The organism is Nocardioides albertanoniae, assembly GCF_006716315.1.
GTDB classification, from domain to species: domain Bacteria; phylum Actinomycetota; class Actinomycetes; order Propionibacteriales; family Nocardioidaceae; genus Nocardioides; species Nocardioides albertanoniae.
Window position 1 is genome coordinate 1,479,953 of sequence record NZ_VFOV01000001.1, and the last position, 16,254, is coordinate 1,496,206.

15 protein-coding genes are annotated in these 16,254 nt (G+C 70.0%); 6 read left to right on the forward strand and 9 right to left on the reverse strand.

Annotated elements, in window-relative coordinates:
- Positions 1–26: 26 nt before the first annotated feature.
- From FB381_RS07080 to FB381_RS07100, 5 genes are all read right to left on the reverse strand, one after another.
- Complete coding sequence (locus FB381_RS07080) at positions 27–314, reverse strand: hypothetical protein (protein WP_141779642.1); 288 nt, start codon at positions 312–314, stop codon at positions 27–29.
- A 6-nt stretch (positions 315–320) separates the two neighbouring features.
- The gene (gene acs, locus FB381_RS07085; protein WP_141779643.1) at positions 321–2,333 is read right to left on the reverse strand and encodes an acetate--CoA ligase; all 2,013 of its coding nucleotides are present in this window, start codon (positions 2,331–2,333) and stop codon (positions 321–323) included.
- 44 nt (positions 2,334–2,377) lie between these two features.
- The gene (locus tag FB381_RS07090; protein ID WP_141779644.1) at positions 2,378–2,770 is read right to left on the reverse strand and encodes a DUF779 domain-containing protein; all 393 of its coding nucleotides are present in this window, start codon (positions 2,768–2,770) and stop codon (positions 2,378–2,380) included.
- A 13-nt stretch (positions 2,771–2,783) separates the two neighbouring features.
- Positions 2,784–4,307, reverse strand: coding sequence for an acetaldehyde dehydrogenase ExaC (gene exaC / locus FB381_RS07095; RefSeq protein WP_141779645.1), 1,524 nt, complete (start codon positions 4,305–4,307; stop codon positions 2,784–2,786).
- Positions 4,308–4,421: 114 nt separating this feature from the next.
- Positions 4,422–5,627, reverse strand: coding sequence for a GAF domain-containing protein (locus FB381_RS07100; RefSeq protein ID WP_141779646.1), 1,206 nt, complete (start codon positions 5,625–5,627; stop codon positions 4,422–4,424).
- 171 nt (positions 5,628–5,798) lie between these two features.
- Here FB381_RS07100 and FB381_RS07105 point away from each other — a divergent pair, with 171 nt between their 5' ends.
- The 3 genes from FB381_RS07105 to FB381_RS07115 are packed head-to-tail and all read left to right on the forward strand — an operon-like array spanning position 5,799 to position 9,090.
- Positions 5,799–6,992: an iron-containing alcohol dehydrogenase gene (locus FB381_RS07105; RefSeq protein ID WP_141779647.1), complete on the forward strand. Its 1,194-nt coding sequence runs from the start codon at positions 5,799–5,801 to the stop codon at positions 6,990–6,992.
- On the forward strand, positions 6,989–8,407 hold the full coding sequence (locus FB381_RS07110; RefSeq protein ID WP_246087996.1) for a sensor histidine kinase: 1,419 nt from the start codon (positions 6,989–6,991) through the stop codon (positions 8,405–8,407). Before FB381_RS07105 ends, FB381_RS07110 begins: the two co-directional genes overlap by 4 nt.
- Complete coding sequence (locus FB381_RS07115; RefSeq protein ID WP_141779648.1) at positions 8,407–9,090, forward strand: MadR family response regulator transcription factor; 684 nt, start codon at positions 8,407–8,409, stop codon at positions 9,088–9,090. Before FB381_RS07110 ends, FB381_RS07115 begins: the two co-directional genes overlap by 1 nt.
- Before the next feature lie 29 nt (positions 9,091–9,119).
- Here the strand turns inward: FB381_RS07115 and mftM are convergent, their stop codons facing one another.
- From mftM to mdo, 4 genes are all read right to left on the reverse strand, one after another.
- A complete protein-coding gene (gene mftM / locus FB381_RS07120) occupies positions 9,120–10,022 on the reverse strand; it encodes a mycofactocin oligosaccharide methyltransferase MftM (RefSeq protein ID WP_141779649.1) in 903 nt (300 codons plus the stop codon).
- Positions 10,019–11,554 (reverse strand): VWA domain-containing protein, encoded by a 1,536-nt coding sequence (locus tag FB381_RS07125; protein ID WP_141779650.1) that lies wholly within the window; start codon positions 11,552–11,554, stop codon positions 10,019–10,021. The genes mftM and FB381_RS07125 overlap by 4 nt, the downstream gene beginning before the upstream one ends.
- Before the next feature lie 19 nt (positions 11,555–11,573).
- Positions 11,574–12,866 (reverse strand): AAA family ATPase, encoded by a 1,293-nt coding sequence (locus FB381_RS07130; RefSeq protein ID WP_141779651.1) that lies wholly within the window; start codon positions 12,864–12,866, stop codon positions 11,574–11,576.
- 184 nt (positions 12,867–13,050) lie between these two features.
- Positions 13,051–14,343, reverse strand: a complete 1,293-nt coding sequence (mdo, locus tag FB381_RS07135; RefSeq protein WP_141779652.1) for an NDMA-dependent methanol dehydrogenase — start codon at positions 14,341–14,343, stop codon at positions 13,051–13,053.
- A gap of 302 nt (positions 14,344–14,645) precedes the next feature.
- Here mdo and mftA point away from each other — a divergent pair, with 302 nt between their 5' ends.
- From mftA to mftC, 3 genes are read left to right on the forward strand one after another with little or no spacing between them, the layout of a single operon-like run.
- Positions 14,646–14,750: a mycofactocin precursor MftA gene (gene mftA, locus FB381_RS07140; protein WP_141779653.1), complete on the forward strand. Its 105-nt coding sequence runs from the start codon at positions 14,646–14,648 to the stop codon at positions 14,748–14,750.
- A gap of 13 nt (positions 14,751–14,763) precedes the next feature.
- Positions 14,764–15,051 carry a mycofactocin biosynthesis chaperone MftB gene (mftB, locus tag FB381_RS07145; protein ID WP_141779654.1) on the forward strand — a complete coding sequence of 96 codons (288 nt, stop codon included), beginning with the start codon at positions 14,764–14,766 and terminating at the stop codon, positions 15,049–15,051.
- Entirely contained in the window at positions 15,048–16,244 is a 1,197-nt protein-coding gene (gene mftC, locus FB381_RS07150; RefSeq protein ID WP_141779655.1) for a mycofactocin radical SAM maturase, read from the forward strand. The genes mftB and mftC overlap by 4 nt, the downstream gene beginning before the upstream one ends.
- The last annotated feature ends 10 nt before the right edge of the window (positions 16,245–16,254 follow it).

Sequence of the window (16,254 nt, forward strand, 5' to 3'; positions counted from 1 at the left end):
GATCTCCAGACCCGCTGCCCCACCGATCAGCTGCCGCCGACGACACGACGAGCCGGGCGTGCCGCCGAGCAGTCGGTGCACCACCGCCGGACGTCGTCGTGTCGAAGGTGCCAGAACGCATGCCAGCCGAGCGACGGTAGACCGCAGAGGGTCAGCTGGGTGCCGATGCGCTTGAGATGCGCCTCGCCCCACGGCGCCCGCGGGCCGGCACCAGCCGGCTCGCGGTGGCGCGCGACGATGATCCACCCGTGATCGGTCAGCGCTCGGTCAGCGTCGAGCGCCGAGCTCGGTGAGGTCGCCCGTGTCCGTGGCACGCGGGGTCACGCCTTCGCGGCCGGGTCGCCGCGGTCAGTGATCAGCGCCATGATGGTGGGATCGCTGAGCGTCGTGGTGTCGCCGACGGCCCGGTTCTCGGCGACGTCACGCAGGAGCCGACGCATGATCTTGCCCGAGCGCGTCTTGGGCAGCTCCGGGACGATCGTGATCTTGCGGGGCTTGGCGATCGCGCCGATCCCCTTGGCCACATGGCTGCGCAACTCCTGCACGAGGGCGTCGCCCGAGGAGGCTCCGTCCTCAGCGCCGGCGCGCAGGATCACGTACGCGACCACGGCCTGTCCGGTCGTCTCGTCGGTGGCGCCGACGACCGCCGCCTCGGCGACCCGCGGGTGGGAGACCAGGGCGGACTCGATCTCGCTGGTCGAGAGCCGGTGGCCGGAGACGTTCATGACGTCGTCGACACGGCCGAGGATCCAGATGTCGCCGTCCTCGTCCTTCTTCGCGCCGTCGCCGGCGAAGTAGTAGCCCTGCTTTTCGAAGCGGGCCCAGTAGGTCTCGACGAAGCGGTCCTTGTCGCCCCACAGCGTGCGGAGCATCGCCGGCCAGGGCTGGGTCAGCACGAGGTAGCCGCTCGATCCGTTGGGCACCGGATCCCCGTTCTCGTCGACGACGTCGACCCCGACGCCGGGAAGTGCGCGCATCGCCGAGCCGGGCTTGCCGACGGTGACGCCGGGCAGCGGGCTGATCATCATCTGCCCGGTCTCGGTCTGCCACCAGGTGTCGACGACGGGGCAGCGGTCACCGCCGATCACGTTGCGATACCAGAGGTACGCCTCCGGGTTGATCGGCTCGCCGACCGAGCCGAGCAGCCGCAGCGAGGAGAGGTCGTAGCGGTCGGGGATCTCCCGGCCCCACTTCATGAACGTCCGGATCGCGGTGGGTGCGGTGTAGAGCAGGGTCACGCCGTAGCGCTCGACGATCTCCCACCAGCGGCCCTGGTGCGGGCTGTCCGGGGTGCCTTCGTAGAGGACCTGGGTGACGCCGTTGGCGAGCGGCCCGTAGACGATGTAGGAGTGGCCGGTGACCCAGCCGATGTCGGCGGTGCACCAGTAGACGTCCCCCTTCTCCTCGGCGGAGCCGGGCTTGAGGTCGAAGACCGCGTGATGCGTGTAGGCCGCTCCGACCAGATAGCCGCCGGTCGTGTGCAGGATGCCCTTCGGCTTGCCGGTCGTGCCCGAGGAGTACATGACGTAGAGCGGGTGCTCGGCGTCGAACGCCTCCGGCGAGTGCTCGGGAGAAGCACCGTCGACGACGTCGTGCCACCACACGTCGGTGGCGTCGTCGAACGAGACGTACTCGCCCGTGCGGCGCACGGTGAGGACATGGTCGACCGGGCTGTTGCCGCCCAGCTTGCCGATCGCGTCGTCGACGGTCGGCTTGAGGGCGGAGGGCGCGCCGCGGCGGTAGCCGCCGTCGGCGGTGATGACGACCTTGGCGCGGCAGTCCTCGATGCGGGAGGCCAGCGCCTCGGCGGAGAAGCCGCCGAAGACCACGGTGTGGGTGGCGCCGATGCGGGCGCAGGCCAGCATCGAGACGACCGCCTCAGGGATCATCGGCAGGTAGATCGCCACCATGTCGCCGGTGCGTACACCGAGGTCGAGCAGCGCGTTGGCCGCCCGCGAGACCTCGTCCTTGAGGTCGGCGTAGGTGATGTCTCGGGTGTCGCCGGGCTCCCCGACGAAGTGGAAGGCGACCTGGTCGCCGCGACCGGCCTCCACGTGCCGGTCGACGCAGTTGTACGCCGCGTTGAGCCTGCCCCCGACGTACCACTTCGCGAACGGGGCGTCGGTCCAGTCGAGCACCTCGGTGAACGGCTCGGCCCAGGTGAGCCGCTCCGCCTGCTCGGCCCAGAACCCCAGTCGGTCGTCGGCGGCGCGGTCGTAGGCCTCCGCCGTGACGTTGGCCTCGGCGGCGAGATCGGCGGGAGGCTCGAAACGGCGCTTCTCGGAGGAAGTGCTGCTGCCGGTGTCCTCGGCGAGGTTGGCTCCGGTGCTCATGCGGGGTCCTGCTTTCTGGGTCTGGGTGGTGGGGAGGGGGCGGCTCAGCTGTCGGCGGAGGCCTCGAGCGCTGCGTACTCCTCATCGGTGAAGATGCGGGAGCGGATCAGGAAGCGGACCCCGAGCGGCGCCTCGAGCGAGAAGCCGGCGCCGCGGCCCTTGACGACGTCGATGGTCAGGTGGGTGTGCTTCCAGTACTCGAACTGGGCCTTCGACATCCAGACCGGGACGGCGCGGTCGAGGCCGATGTCGAGGTCGCCGAGATGGATGTCGGCGCCGCCGAGCATGAACTCCCCGTCGGGGTAGCACATCGGCGCCGACCCGTCGCAGCAGCCGCCGGACTGGTGGAACATGACGGGGCCGGCCTCGGCGGTGAGGCGGCGGAGGAGCTCCGCCGCCTCACCCGTGAGGTCGACCCGGTGCGGAAGGGTGCGCATCCGGGTCAGCGCCTCAGAAGAAGCCGAGGGCGTCGGGGGAGTAGGACACCAGGAGGTTCTTCGTCTGCTGGTAGTGGTCGAGCATCATCTTGTGGTTCTCGCGACCGATGCCGGACTGCTTGTAACCGCCGAACGCGGCCCCCGCCGGGTAGAGGTGGTAGCAGTTCGTCCACACCCGGCCGGCCTCGATCTCGCGACCGGCGCGGTAGGCCTGCGCACCCTCGCGCGACCAGACGCCGGCGCCGAGGCCGTAGAGGGTGTCGTTGGCGGTCTCGAGAGCGTTGGCCTCGTCGGTGAACTTGGCGACCGAGACGACCGGCCCGAAGATCTCCTCCTGGAAGATACGCATCGAGTTGTCGCCCTCGAAGATGGTCGGCTTCACGTAGTAGCCCTCGGCGAGGTCGCCGTCGAGGATGTTGCGCTCGCCGCCGGTGAGCACCTTGGCGCCCTCGGCCTTGCCGATCTCGATGTAGGAGAGGATCTTCTCCAGCTGGTCCTGCGAGGCCTGCGCGCCGATCATGGTGGCGTCGTCGAGCGGGTTGCCCTGGACGATCTTCTCCACGCGTACGACGGCGTCGGCGAGGAACTCGTCGTAGATCGACTCCTGGATCAGCGCCCGCGAGGGGCAGGTGCAGACCTCGCCCTGGTTGAGGGCGAAGAGCGCGAAGCCCTCCTGCGCCTTGTCGTAGAAGGCGTCCTTCTGCTGGGAGACCGACTCGAAGAAGACGTTCGGGCTCTTGCCGCCCAGCTCGAGGGTGACCGGGATGATGTTCTGGCTGGCGTACTGCATGATGAGCCGGCCGGTCGTGGTCTCACCGGTGAAGGCGATCTTGGCGATCCGCGACGACGAGGCGAGCGGCTTGCCGGCCTCGACACCGAACCCGTTGACGACGTTGAGCACGCCGGCCGGGAGCAGGTCGCCGATGATCTCGACCACCTTGAGGATCGACCACGGGGTCTGCTCGGCGGGCTTGAGCACGACGGCGTTGCCGGCGGCGAGGGCCGGGGCGAGCTTCCAGACCGCCATCAGGATCGGGAAGTTCCAGGGGATGATCTGGCCGACGACGCCCAGCGGCTCGTGGAAGTGGTACGCCACGGTGGACTCGTCCAGCTCACCGGCGCCGCCCTCCTGGGCGCGGATCGCGGCGGCGAAGTAACGGAAGTGGTCCACGGCCAGCGGCAGGTCGGCCGCCAGGGTCTCGCGGACGGGCTTGCCGTTGTCCCACGACTCGGCGACGGCGAGCTCGGTGAGGTGCTCCTCCATGCGGTCGGCGATCTTGTTGAGCAGGATCGCGCGCTCGGTGCCGGTGGTGCGACCCCACGCGTCCTTGGCGGCGTGGGCGGCGTCGAGGGCTGCCTCGATGTCCTCCTCGGTGCCCCGGCCGACCTCGGTGAAGGGCTTTCCGTTGACGGGGGAGATGTTCTCGAAGTACTGGCCCTTGACCGGCTCCACCCACTCGCCGCCGATGTAGTGGCCGTAACGGCTGTTGACGGAGACGAGCGAGTCCGGCTGGCCGGGGGCTGCGTAGATGGTCATCTGAATGCTCCTGATGTCGGGACTCGGCGTCCTCTGTGACGCCGTTCACAGAACCGTAGGAGCCGTGACGTTGCAGACACGTTGCCGTCGTCCGCCCGAGATCGGGATCCCGTCCTAACGGGTAGGTGTGCCCATCAGCTCGTTGTCGAGCCGGGCCAGCTGGCCGGCCGCGAGCGCCCACATCGGCGAGCCCGGGGGCAGCAGATCGCGCTGACGGGTCCACATCTCGTAGTCGTCCGAGCCCCACGCCGAGCGGGTCCAGGCCGACATCAGGTCGGGCTGGCCGGCGTGCAGGATGGCGGCGCGCATCTGCTCGGTGAGAGCTTCCCGCAGGCGTACGACACCGGGGGCTGTGGAGCGTGGCAGCAATGGTCCGCGGAAGGCTCGCAGGGCACCGGCGACGTCGCCGGAGGCGAGCAGCGCCTCGACCGCGAGCCAGTCGCCGCCGACGTCGGAGACGAGCCGGTAGGGACGCGAGGCGAAGAACGTGTCACCGAGCATGTGGCGCAGCCGGTTGAGCTCGGCGCGCAGGGTCGAGGAGCCGCCCTCGTCCTCGTAGAGCAGCACGCTGAGCTCGTCGCCGGAGAGGCCGCGCGGGGTGCTGGCGAGCAGCAGGATGAGCTCGCTGTGGCGTGGGGAGAGACGCATCCGGCCGGTGTGGCCGTGGTCGTCGTCGACCGTGAGCAGCGCGTCGTTGCGTCCGAGCGCCTCGATCGTGACGGTGGGACGTCCCGGCGACGCTGGTGGTTCCGAGACCAAGCGGTCGCGGGCGAGCTCGGTCTCCGCCAGTCGCACCGTGGCCCGGATGAGCGCCATCGTCTGGGGCACCACGATCTCGTCGCCGCCGGTGATGTCGAGCACGCCGAGCAGCTGCGAGCTGGTCGGGTCGTGGATGGGGGCGGCCGCACAGCTCCAGGGGCGCACGGCGTGACGGAAGTGCTCGCTGCGTACGACGCTGCTCGGCTGGTCGAGCCGCAGCGCGAGGCCTGGGGCGTTGGTGCCGGCGAGGCGCTCGTCCCAGTTGCTGCCCTCGACGAAGCCGATCGACTCGGTGCGGCGCAGCGCGGTGCTGGAGCCGCACACCCACAACAGCTGTCCGGCGTCGTCGGCGACCGCCATCACGGCGTCGCAGTCGCGGGCGGCCTGTCCGAGCACGTCGTCGAGGATCGGGAAGACCCGGGCGAGCCGATGCTCCGCGCGCGCCGAGTGGAGCGCCCCGCCGTCGAGGGTGATCGGCGCCGTCATCTCGTCGGCCGGCACCCCGGCCGCGGCCGAGCGGTGCCACGAGTCGGCGACCTCCGCGCGCATGCCCTTGTCCATCGATCCAGTGTGACACCGTTCACGTTGCAACGGGGTTGCAACGTTTCTTTGCTTTGTCCGTCTGACCAGGGCAAAGCCTGCAACCGGATTGCAACCTGGGCGCGCCTACCGTGTGGCGTACGTCACTAACCGCTCTGGCACCTGTGACATGCCGAGGAGGTCCTGTCCCCAATGCTCACGCTCGATGCACCGTCGTCCCCCGCTCCCCGAGACGTTCGACGGCTGCTGAAGTTCCACGTGCCCGAGATGGTCTTCGGGCTCGGATCGCTGGCCGAGGCCGGTTTCTGCGCCGGCCGCCTGGGCGCGCGCCGGCCCTTCGTGGTGACCGATCCCGGCGTCATCGAGGCAGGGTGGGTCGACGAGCTGCTGGGCCATCTCGCCGAGGTCGGTCTGAAGCCGCACGTCTGGGCCGGGGTGACGCCGAACCCGAAGGACCACGAGATCGAGGCCGCCTATCGCGCCTACGCCGACTACGGCGGCGACGTCATCATCGGGATCGGCGGAGGTTCCGCTCTCGACGCCGCCAAGGGCGTCGCGATCGTCAGCGGCAACGGCGGCTCGATCCGCGACTACGCCGGCGTCGACCGTGCCGAGCAGCCGATCCCGCCCCAGCTGATGATCCCGACGACCGCCGGCACCGGGTCGGACGTCTCGCAGTTCTGCATCGTCACCGACACGGCCAACGCTGTGAAGATGACGATCATGGGCCGCTCCCTGGTGCCGGACATCTCGGTGACCGACCCGCGGCTGCTGAGCACGATGCCACAGGACCTCGCCGCCGCCACCGGGCTCGACGCGCTGACCCATGCGATCGAGTCGTTCGTCTCGTTGGGGCACAACCCGCTGGCCGACGGGCACGCGCTCTCCGCCGCACGCCTGGTCGCCAAGGCGCTGCGCCGCAACGTCGAGGTGCCCGGCGACGAGCGGGCCCGGCTGTGGATGGCGCAGGCCAGCCTCGAGGCGGGGCTGGCCTTCTCCAACGCGATCCTCGGGGCGACCCACGCGATGAGCCACCAGGTCGGCGGCCTCTTCGACCTGCCTCACGGGGTCGTCAACGGCGTGCTGCTCCCGCACGTCATCCGGTTCAACGCCGACGTGGTCCCGGAGCGGTTCGCGATGCTGGCCGATGCGATGGGGCTCCGCGTCGAGGGTGTGCCCGACCGTGAGGCGGCCGAGCTGCTGGCTCACTACGTCCAGGACCTCGCGGCCTCGGTCGGGGCGCCGCGACGGCTCGGTGCCCTCGGCGTGACCGCCGCCGACATCGACCGGATGGCGCTGACCGCCACCCGCGACGCCTGCCTGGCCACCAACCCACGCGCCGCCGCGAAGGAAGACATCGCCGGCATCTTCCGGGACTCGCTGTGACCACTCAGCCGCGCCCGTTCTCGGCCGCCGACATCGCCCGGCGCCTGCCGGACCTCGCCGCGCTCACCGGGGTGCGCTCGGGCAAGCAGACCTACTACTCGGCCTACCAACGCTCCAACGAGCGTCTGCAGCTCACGGTCGCCGCGATGGACTCCATCTCCGGTGCGCTGGTCCACTCCGTCGAAGGTCCGCGGGCGCTGCTGGAGAAGATCGTGCGGGTCGCCTCGCACCACTTCGACGCCCGCTGGGCCGCGCTGGCGCTGACCTCCCAGGCCCTGCCGTCGACCCGTCCGCGTTTCCTGGCGATCGACTCCGAGGGAGCCATGATCGACGCCGCCGCCGATCTGGCCGAGGAGGCGACCCGTGCCATCCAGCGCGTCGAGTCGGGCGACCTGCCGGCCCGGGCGACCCAGGACGACGACGGCGTGGTCGTGGTCCCGATGCTGCTTGACGGGCACGCGATCGGCGGTCTGGTCGCCGCCCCGCGGGACGACCTTCCGCTCGAGACCCCGGACCTGTCGGTGCTCCACATCCTCGCCAACCTGGCCGCGGTCTCGTTGCACACCGGCGACCTCTATCGCACCGGTCTGGCCCAGCAGCGACGTGCGCACCAGCTCTTCGAGGAGGTCTCCGAGCAGGCGCGGCTGCTCTCGGTGCGCGACGAGGAGCTGCGGGCGGCCGAGCAGCGGCTCCGTGTGGCCGACCAGCGCGAGCTGCTGGAGAACGAGCGTCGGCGGATCGCGCTCGAGCTCCACGACAGCGTCGCCCAGACGGTGCTCAGCGCGGGTCTGGTGGTGGAGATGCTCCGGGGCGACTTCATCGGGGACGCGAGCGGGGCAGGTCGGCGTGACGTACGTCCTGAGCTGGATCGGGCGCGCGACCTGATGTCGACCGCGACCGAGCAGCTCCGATCGGTGATCTACGCGCTGAACCACGAGCGTGGCGCCGAGAACGTGGCGAGCCTGCCCGAGCTGCTGGCCGAGATGGCCGCCCAGCACCGTCCTCACCTCAACGTGCGGCTGCGCGTCGAGGGAAGCCCGGTGCCGATGGGTACCGCCGCCGAGCACGCGTTGGCTAGGACTGCCGGCGAGGCGTTGTTCAACGTCGCGATGCACTCCGATGCCGGCAAGGCGCTGGTGCGGCTGCGCTACCTCGAGGACTGCGTCGTCCTCCGGATCGGTGATGACGGCAACGGCGACCCCGCCGCGATGCGTCGCACCGTACGTCTGGCCCGCCGCGGCGCCGCTGACGGACGACATCGGGGCCTGCTCGGGATGGCCCTGCGAGCCGAGGGGCTGGGCGGCACCCTCTCGATCCGCCGCTCCCGGGCCGGTGGCGTCGCCATCGAGTCGCGGGTTCCCCTGTCGGGCGTCACGCCCGGCCCCACCCGTACGCCCGAGGAGAGTGATGCGTGATGAGTGCTCCGGCCATCGTCCCCGCCCGAGCTCAGCAAGGAGCGGGCACCATCGGCGTCGTCCTGGTCGACGACCATGCGATGGTGCGCCAGGGCCTGCGCTCGGTGCTCGAGCGCGAGGCCGACCTGCGGGTCGTGGGGGAGGCGGGCTCCTCGGCGCAGGCGCTGGCCGTCGTCGCCTCCACCGCGCCCGACGTCGTGCTGCTGGACCTGCGACTCTCGCCGTCGACCGACAACGAGGGGATCGACCTGTGCGCGCGCCTGCACCAGGCCCATCCCGAGGTCGCCCTGCTCGTGCTGACGACCGTGATCGACGACCAGCTCGTCCTCGAGGCCATCCATCGGGGCGCGCGTGGCTATGTGGTGAAGGAGGTCGACACCTCCGAGCTGGTGCGAGCGATCCGGGCCGTCAACCGCGGTGAGAGCGCCTTCGACTCCCGCAGCGCCGCGGCCATGGTGCGGGGGATCAACGCCGAGTCGGCCGCGGAGAACCGGCAGCTGACCGAACGCGAGCAGGACGTCCTCCGCCTGCTCGCGCGCGGCCTGTCGAACCGCGACATCGGCAAGCAGCTCTTCATCTCCGAGACGACCGCCAAGTTCCACGTCGGCAACATCCTGCGCAAGCTGCAGGTCAGCCGGAGGGCGGAGGCCGTCTACGTGGCGAGCAAGGAAGGCTTCATCTGAGCCGCCCGCTGCACGGTCCTGGGTCGGCCCTAGGGCCGGTCGAGGACCAGCCAGCCACCGTGGTGGTCGTGGACCTGCCACCGCCAGCCGCTGTCGGTCGCCAGGTCGGCGAGGTCGTCCGCGCTGAACGTCCGGACATGACCGTACGCGGCGGTCGGCTCGTCCTCGTAGGGCACAGCGACGATCACCCGGCGCCGGGCCAGCCGCTGCATCTCCCGCACCACCGCCAGACCGTGCTCGGGCGGCAGGTGCTCGAGCAGATGAAGGGCCACCACGGTGTCGAAGGAAGCCGCGGGTCGCGGCACGCGCGCTGCGTCGCAGATCAGCGTGCCCAGGCTCAGGCCGAGACGCGGGGCGACCTGCGCCAGCAGCCGCACCGTGTTCGGCGTGAGGTCGCTTGCCGTCACGTCGCGGTCGGCTGCGCAGAGGAGGCTGAAGAACCCGAAGCAGCTGCCCAGCTCGAGCATCGACCCGGGATCGATCAGCGACCGGGCGTGGGCGTAGACCGGTGCGTAGCCGGCCAGCGATCCTTCGGCCAGGCCGCTGTGGGGCTCCGGCACGTCGCCGGTGACTGGCGCGGTCAGCCGGTCGAGGGTGTTGGCGTAGAAGAGCGTCCACGCGGTCAGCGGGTCGACCGCGGAGCTGATCACGATCCCGGTCAGCAGCCGCTCGAAGAGCTCGCTGCCTTCCAGCCACCCCGGTGCGAACAGCTCGGTGGCGAGCAGGCCCGCGAGGTCGTTGTCGATCTGGTCGGCGGGCAGGTCGTGCACCAGGTGGACACGATCGTGGTCGGCCCAGAACTCGAACGATCGGGTCCGGTGCGCCGCGGCCGGGCCGGGGCGTCCGCGCACGACCTCGACCAGCTCGTCCCGGTAGGCGCCGGAGGCGGTGCCGACCAGCGGGTCGATCGGCGGCGGCGCGGCCAGGCTCATCGCCCCACCTCGGTCATGTGGGAGGTGACCAGGTCGAGCCCGGCGAGGTCGCGCACGATGTGCACGCGATCGCAGTGGGTGGCGTACGCCGGCAGGTCGCAGCTGCCGAGCGTCCAGGAGTAGCGGGGCTCGGGGGTGATCCAGATCGTCTCGCGAGCCCGCCGGGTGATCTCCTCGAACGCCGTGGTGCCGGGATCGTTGCCGTTGCCGCGTCCGTCGCCGAGCACGATCACAGTCGTACGCCGGTTGATACCGCCCCCGAACTCGTCGAGGAACTGGGTGAACGCGGACCCGTAGTCGGAGTCGGCGTCGACGTCGAGGATGCCGCCGGCGGGCAGCCCGGACAGGGTCAGCGACAGCGCCTCCTCCATCTGGTGCTCGGCGAAGAGGTCGGTGACCTCGACGAGGTCGGAGACGAACGCGAACGTACGCACCTGCGAGGCCATCCCCTGCAGGCCGTGGACCAGCTGCAGGGTGAACCGCGCGGCGGCGCGTACGGACAACGAGACGTCGGCGAGCACCAGCAGGCGAGGGCGGTCGGTCACCTTGGCGATCGTCACCGGTCGGAACGGCACCCCGTCGCTGCGCAGGTTGCGCCGCATCGTCCGTGACCCGTCGATGCTGCCGCGCGCGGCCTCGTGGCGGCGAGCGCGGGGAGCGCCGTGCAGGCTGCGGATCAGCCGGCGCAGCGAGTCCTCGAGGCTGGCGCGCTCGAGCTCGCCGATCCGGTCGACCTCCCGGACCTTCGCCTCGCGAGACTCGATGGCGGCGTCGGTCGCCATCAGCTCCTCGAGGTGGGCCTTCAACGCGTCCGGCAGACCGTCGAGGAGCCCGGCGAGCGAGGATCGGAGGGCGTCGAGCTCGTCGGGCTCGAGGGTCGCACCGGGCGTATCTGCCTCGGTGTCGTCGAGCCAGGCCAGCAGGGCCATCTCCTCGGACACGCTGAGCTCGACGTCCATCTGCGTCCCCGACCTGTCGAGGAGCCGGCCAGGACGGCCCGGGTTGTGCAGCCGGGAGGTGTCGAGCTGGACGCGAGCAGCCTCGGTCCGTGCGCCGGCGCCGTCGTTGGACAGGACGATCTCGTCGGTCATGGCGGCCATGTCGAGCTTGTTGGCCTCCTGGTGCAGGTTGTACTGCTGGGAGAGGTCGTCGGGATCGAAGTAGTCCCGGATGTCGTCCGGCTTGCCGTGGCTGTGGCCCTGGCTCGGGGTCTTGCCCGGCTCCTCGGAGAGCACGAACTCCTCGAGATCGCCCTCGTCGGAGAGGTCGTCGTGGGCATGGGAGTGCTCGTGATCGTCGTCGGCGTCGAGCACCGGTCGCAGGTTGAAGAAGCGCTCGAAGGTCCGCTCGAAGGTGGCCTCGTCGCGCTGGTCCTTGATCAGGGTCACCCGCAGCGCGCTGCGCAGCAGCGACCGGTTCTCGAGCACACCGGGCGCGCCCGCCGCGCGGGACGCGTCGACGACCTCGGAGATGCCGATCCGGACGCCTTGCAGCCGCAGCAGGCGTACGAAGCGGTGGAGTGCGCCGTCCATGACTCAGCTCCCTCGCGGATCAGAACGGCCGGCGGCGGCTCGCGAACGCGCGAGCGCCCTGGCCGGCGGACACGGAGCGGGCCGGTCCCATGGTGCCGGTCCCGTAGTAGGCCTCGTCGTGGCGTCCCGGCTGGTCCTTCGCGCGCCGCTCGGCTACCCCGTCGGGCTCGTCCTGACCGCCCTGATGACTGTGGTCACCGTGGCTGTGGTCACCGTGGCTGTGGTCACCGTGGCTGTGGTCACCGTGGCTGTGGTCACCGTGGCTGTGGTCACCGTGGCTGTGATCGCCGTGCCCGTGACCATGTCCGTGACCGTGGCCCTGGTGGAGGTCCGGGTCGGCGTTCGGGTCGACCAGGCGTGGCAGCGCCTCGAGGGTGCGCTTGAGGTCGCGGTCGTACTTCACCACGACGTTCGCGGTCGCCGCGAGCGTCTCGGCGCTCAGCTCCTCGGCACCCAGGACCGCGAGGGTGCGCGCCCAGTCGACGGTCTCGGAGATGCTCGGCGCCTTGCGCAGGTCGAGCTCCCGCAGGCCGCGTACGACGTCGACCAGCTGTCGCGCGAGCTCGTCGGACAGGCCCGTCTTCTTGGACCGGATGATCTCCAGCTCACGCTCGGCGTCGGGGTAGTCGAGGAAGAGGTGGAGGCAGCGGCGCTTGAGGGCGGCGGAGAGGTCGCGGCTGTTGTTGGAGGTCAGGATGACGTAGGGGAGGTGGACGGCCTCGAAGGTGCCGAGCTCGGGCACGGAGACCTGATACTCGGCGAGCAGCTCGAGCAGCACGGCCTCGAGCGCCTCGTCCGCGCGGTCGACCTCGTCGATCAGCAGCACGACGGGTTCCTCGGAGCGGATGGCCTCCAGCAGCGGTCGCGCGGCGAGGAAACGCTCGGAGAAGAAGGCGCTCTCCTCGGTCGCGATCGCCTCCACCGCCGAGGTCAGATCGGGGGCGTCGGCGACCAGCGAGCCGATCTTCTCGCGCATGAGCTGGGTGTAGAGGAGCTGGCGGCCGTAGTCCCACTCGTAGAGCGCGGTGGTCTCGTCCTGGCCCTCGTAGCACTGCAGCCGCAGCAGTTTGCGGCCCGTCACGGCGGCCAGCGACTTGGCGAGCTGGGTCTTCCCGACGCCGGCAGGGCCCTCCAGCAGGACCGGCTTGTCCAGATGGGTCTGGAGGAAGACGGTGGTGGCCAGGCGCTCGTCGGCCAGGTAGCCCTGGTCGGTGAACTGGTCGATGACGTCGGCGACGCTTTCGAAGCCTGCGTGCGTGGTGGGCTCGGGGACGTCGGCGGACTCGAGGGGTTCGACGGGCTGTGCGTTCATGGGTGCCTCCTGGGGCGACGGGGCAGCGGGCAGCGGATGGGCATGAGAGCGGGCATGTCGGTGGATCGAGATGTCTGGGAGGTCGTGGAGTCGGTCCGGCCCGGGGGCACATGCCCCGGCCTCCCAGGCCGGACCGAGCAGGTGGGGATCCCGCCGGCCGGGCCGACCGGCGGGATCGCGACGATCAGGTCAGCAGGTCGTCGAGGTCGCCGTTCATGGCGTGGTCGACGACGGGGCGGACCGTCTCGAAGGTGCACTCCTTGGCGTTGCCCGGGGTGCAGGCGTCGCCGAGGACGTGGTTGGTGATGCGGTCGACGTCGGCGGCGTCTCCCTTGATGACCTTCGCGTTCTCGTAGTACTTGGTCGGGCCCTCACCGAGGCGGTTCTTGGAGTAGCTGTCCTTGGTGACGTCGACGAAGCGCTCCGGGATCCCGACGTCGCGCAGCAGCCGGATCGCGGCCTCGAGCGCGGCGTCGGCCGCCTGCGGCTTGGTCATGCCGTGGGTGTCGATACCCATCGCCTCGGCGATGTCGGCGAACCGTCCGTACTGGGCCGGCATGTTGAACGCCCACACGCGGGGGAGCGCGATGGCGTTGTTCAGGCCGTGGTGGGTGTCGTAGAACGCCGAGACCGCGTGCGAGATCGAGTGGATGATCCCCAGACCGCCGGAGTTGAACGCCTGGGCGGCGATGTACTGGGCATACATCATGCCCTCGCGGCCCTTGAGGTCCTGACCGTTCCAGACCGCCTCGCGCAGGTTCTCCGCGGTCAGCTTGATGGCCCGGATCGCGTTGCCGAGCGAGGGCTCGAAGTTCAGACGCGAGACGTAGGGCTCGGAGGCGTGCGCGAGCACGTCGAAGCCGCACTGGGCGGTGTAGTCGATCGGGCAGTCGAAGTAGAGCACCGGGTCGTCGATGGCGAGGGTGGCGACCGAGGCGTCGTCGAACGCGACGTACTTGTGCGGGTTGTCCGGGTCGGTGGTCGTGTCGGTGATGACGTACGCCCACGAGGTCTCCGAACCGGTGCCGGCCGTGGTGGACACGGCGATGTGCGGAGGGTTGTTGGGGTTCTCGGACTTGTTGAAGCCCTCGAACTCGTTGACGTTGCGGCCGTCGTGGGCCACCGAGACGCGGGCACCCTTGCAGGCGTCGTGCGAGGATCCACCGCCGATGGAGATGAACGAGTCGCACTTGTTCTGCTGGTACAACGCCACGGCGTCCATGGAGTTGTAGTCCTTGGGGTTGGACTCGACCTGGTCGTAGACCACCGCGTCGAGGCCGTGGTACTTCAGCGAGTCCACGATCTTCTGCACGATGTTCGTGCCCCGGAGACCGGACGTCATGACCAGCGGTTTGGTGAACCCGAGCTTGATCGCCTCGGGACCGATCAGCTCGTGGGATCCGGGACCGAGCAGCGCCCGCGGGAACGGGTGGAACTCCTTGATCGGGAAGGGTTTGAGCAGCTCGTCAACCTGCATTGGGGAACCTCCTGTTTGGACTGATGACGTGCTCGAACGTAAGCCGCGTCACAGCCACTGCGGGAGGCCTGGAAGCGCAAACCATCCGCTGCGAGCAGGGGGTCCTGATCGGTCGGCCCGGCGCCCTCCTGTCCGTTCGGAGAGGGGCCGCGGGACGAGGCTCGAGGCCGCTCGTCGAACCCCTCCGAACGGACAGGTCGATGTGCACTTCCGGACGGCGCTGAGCGTGGCCGTCGCTCTCTAACGTCGGTTTCGTCAGTGCATCGTCGACCGGTGCATCAACCACACGAAGGAGTCCTGACATGTCCGCTCACCTCCCCAGCTCCACCGACGTCGACACAGACCTGATCGAGGAGGACCTCCTCGTCGAGGAGGTCTCGATCGACGGCATGTGCGGCGTCTACTGAGAAGGACGAGACCATGACCTCCTTCGACCCACAGGGCGCCTGGCGCCGCTCGCCCAGCGTCGTGATCCGGCCCGAGCCGTTCGGCGCCCTCGTCTACGACTTCGGCTCGCGGCGGCTCTCGTTCCTCAAGGACCTTGCGCTCGTGCGGGTCGTGGAGGCGCTGGACGAGTCGGCCTCGGCACTCGGCGCGCTCGACGCCGTCGGTGTCGCCGAGGCCGACCGCCCGCAACACCTCGCGGCCCTCGCCGCCCTTGCCCGCTCCGGAATGATCAGCCAACGCCAGGAGGCGATCGCGTCATGACCCTGTTGGACCAGCACACCGAGAGGCAGCCCGTACCCCGGCTGATCGACCAGTTCGAGCACGGCCTCGACGCTCCGATCTGTCTGACCTGGGAGCTCACCTATGCCTGCAACCTGGCGTGCGTGCACTGCCTCTCGTCCTCCGGCCGCCGCGACCCGCGCGAGCTCTCCACCGACCAGGCCAAGGCCGTCATCGACGAGCTGCAGCGGATGCAGGTCTTCTACGTGAACATCGGCGGAGGTGAGCCGACCGTACGTCCCGACTTCTGGGAGCTGCTCGACTACGCGGTCTCGCACGACGTCGGCGTGAAGTTCTCGACCAACGGTGTACGCATCACCAAGGAGCGGGCTGCCCAGCTGGCCGCCTCGGACTACGTCGACGTGCAGATCTCGCTGGACGGCGCGACCGCCGAGGTGAACGACGCGGTGCGCGGTCGCGGCTCCTTCGACATGGCCGTCCGGGCGCTCGCGAACCTCCAGGAGGCCGGCTTCACCGACGCCAAGATCTCCGTCGTCGTCACCCGCGAGAACGTACGCCAGCTCGACGAGTTCCAGGAGCTGGCCGACCGGTACGGCGCGACCCTCCGCATCACCCGGCTGCGCCCCAGCGGTCGCGGCGCCGACGTGTGGGACGACCTGCACCCCACCGCCGAGGACCAGCGCTACCTCTACGACTGGCTGGTCGAGAAGGGCGAGCGCGTCCTGACCGGCGACTCCTTCTTCCACCTCGCCGCCTTCGGAGATGCCCTCCCGGGCCTGAACCTGTGCGGCGCCGGCCGTGTGGTCTGCCTGATCGACCCGGTCGGCGACGTCTACGCCTGCCCGTTCGCGATCCACGACAAGTTCCTGGCCGGCAACCTGCTCACCGACGGCGGCTTCAAGAAGGTGTGGCAGGAGTCCACACTCTTCCGTGAGCTGCGCGAGCCGACCTCCGGCGGCGCCTGCATGTCGTGCTCGGCGTACGACGCGTGCCGCGGCGGCTGCATGGCGGCCAAGTTCTTCACCGGTCTGCCGTTGGACGGGCCGGACCCGGAGTGCGTCAAGGGCAACAGCCAGGTCGCGCTCGCCAACCGGGACGGCTCCGGTCTGCCGCAGCCGTCCCAGGACCACTCGCGGTCCGACGCGGTCCTGCTGGGTATGCCCGGCAGGCCGACCAAGCTGCCCGACCGGTTCTGCAACGAGAGCCCTGTATAGGAGTCAATGT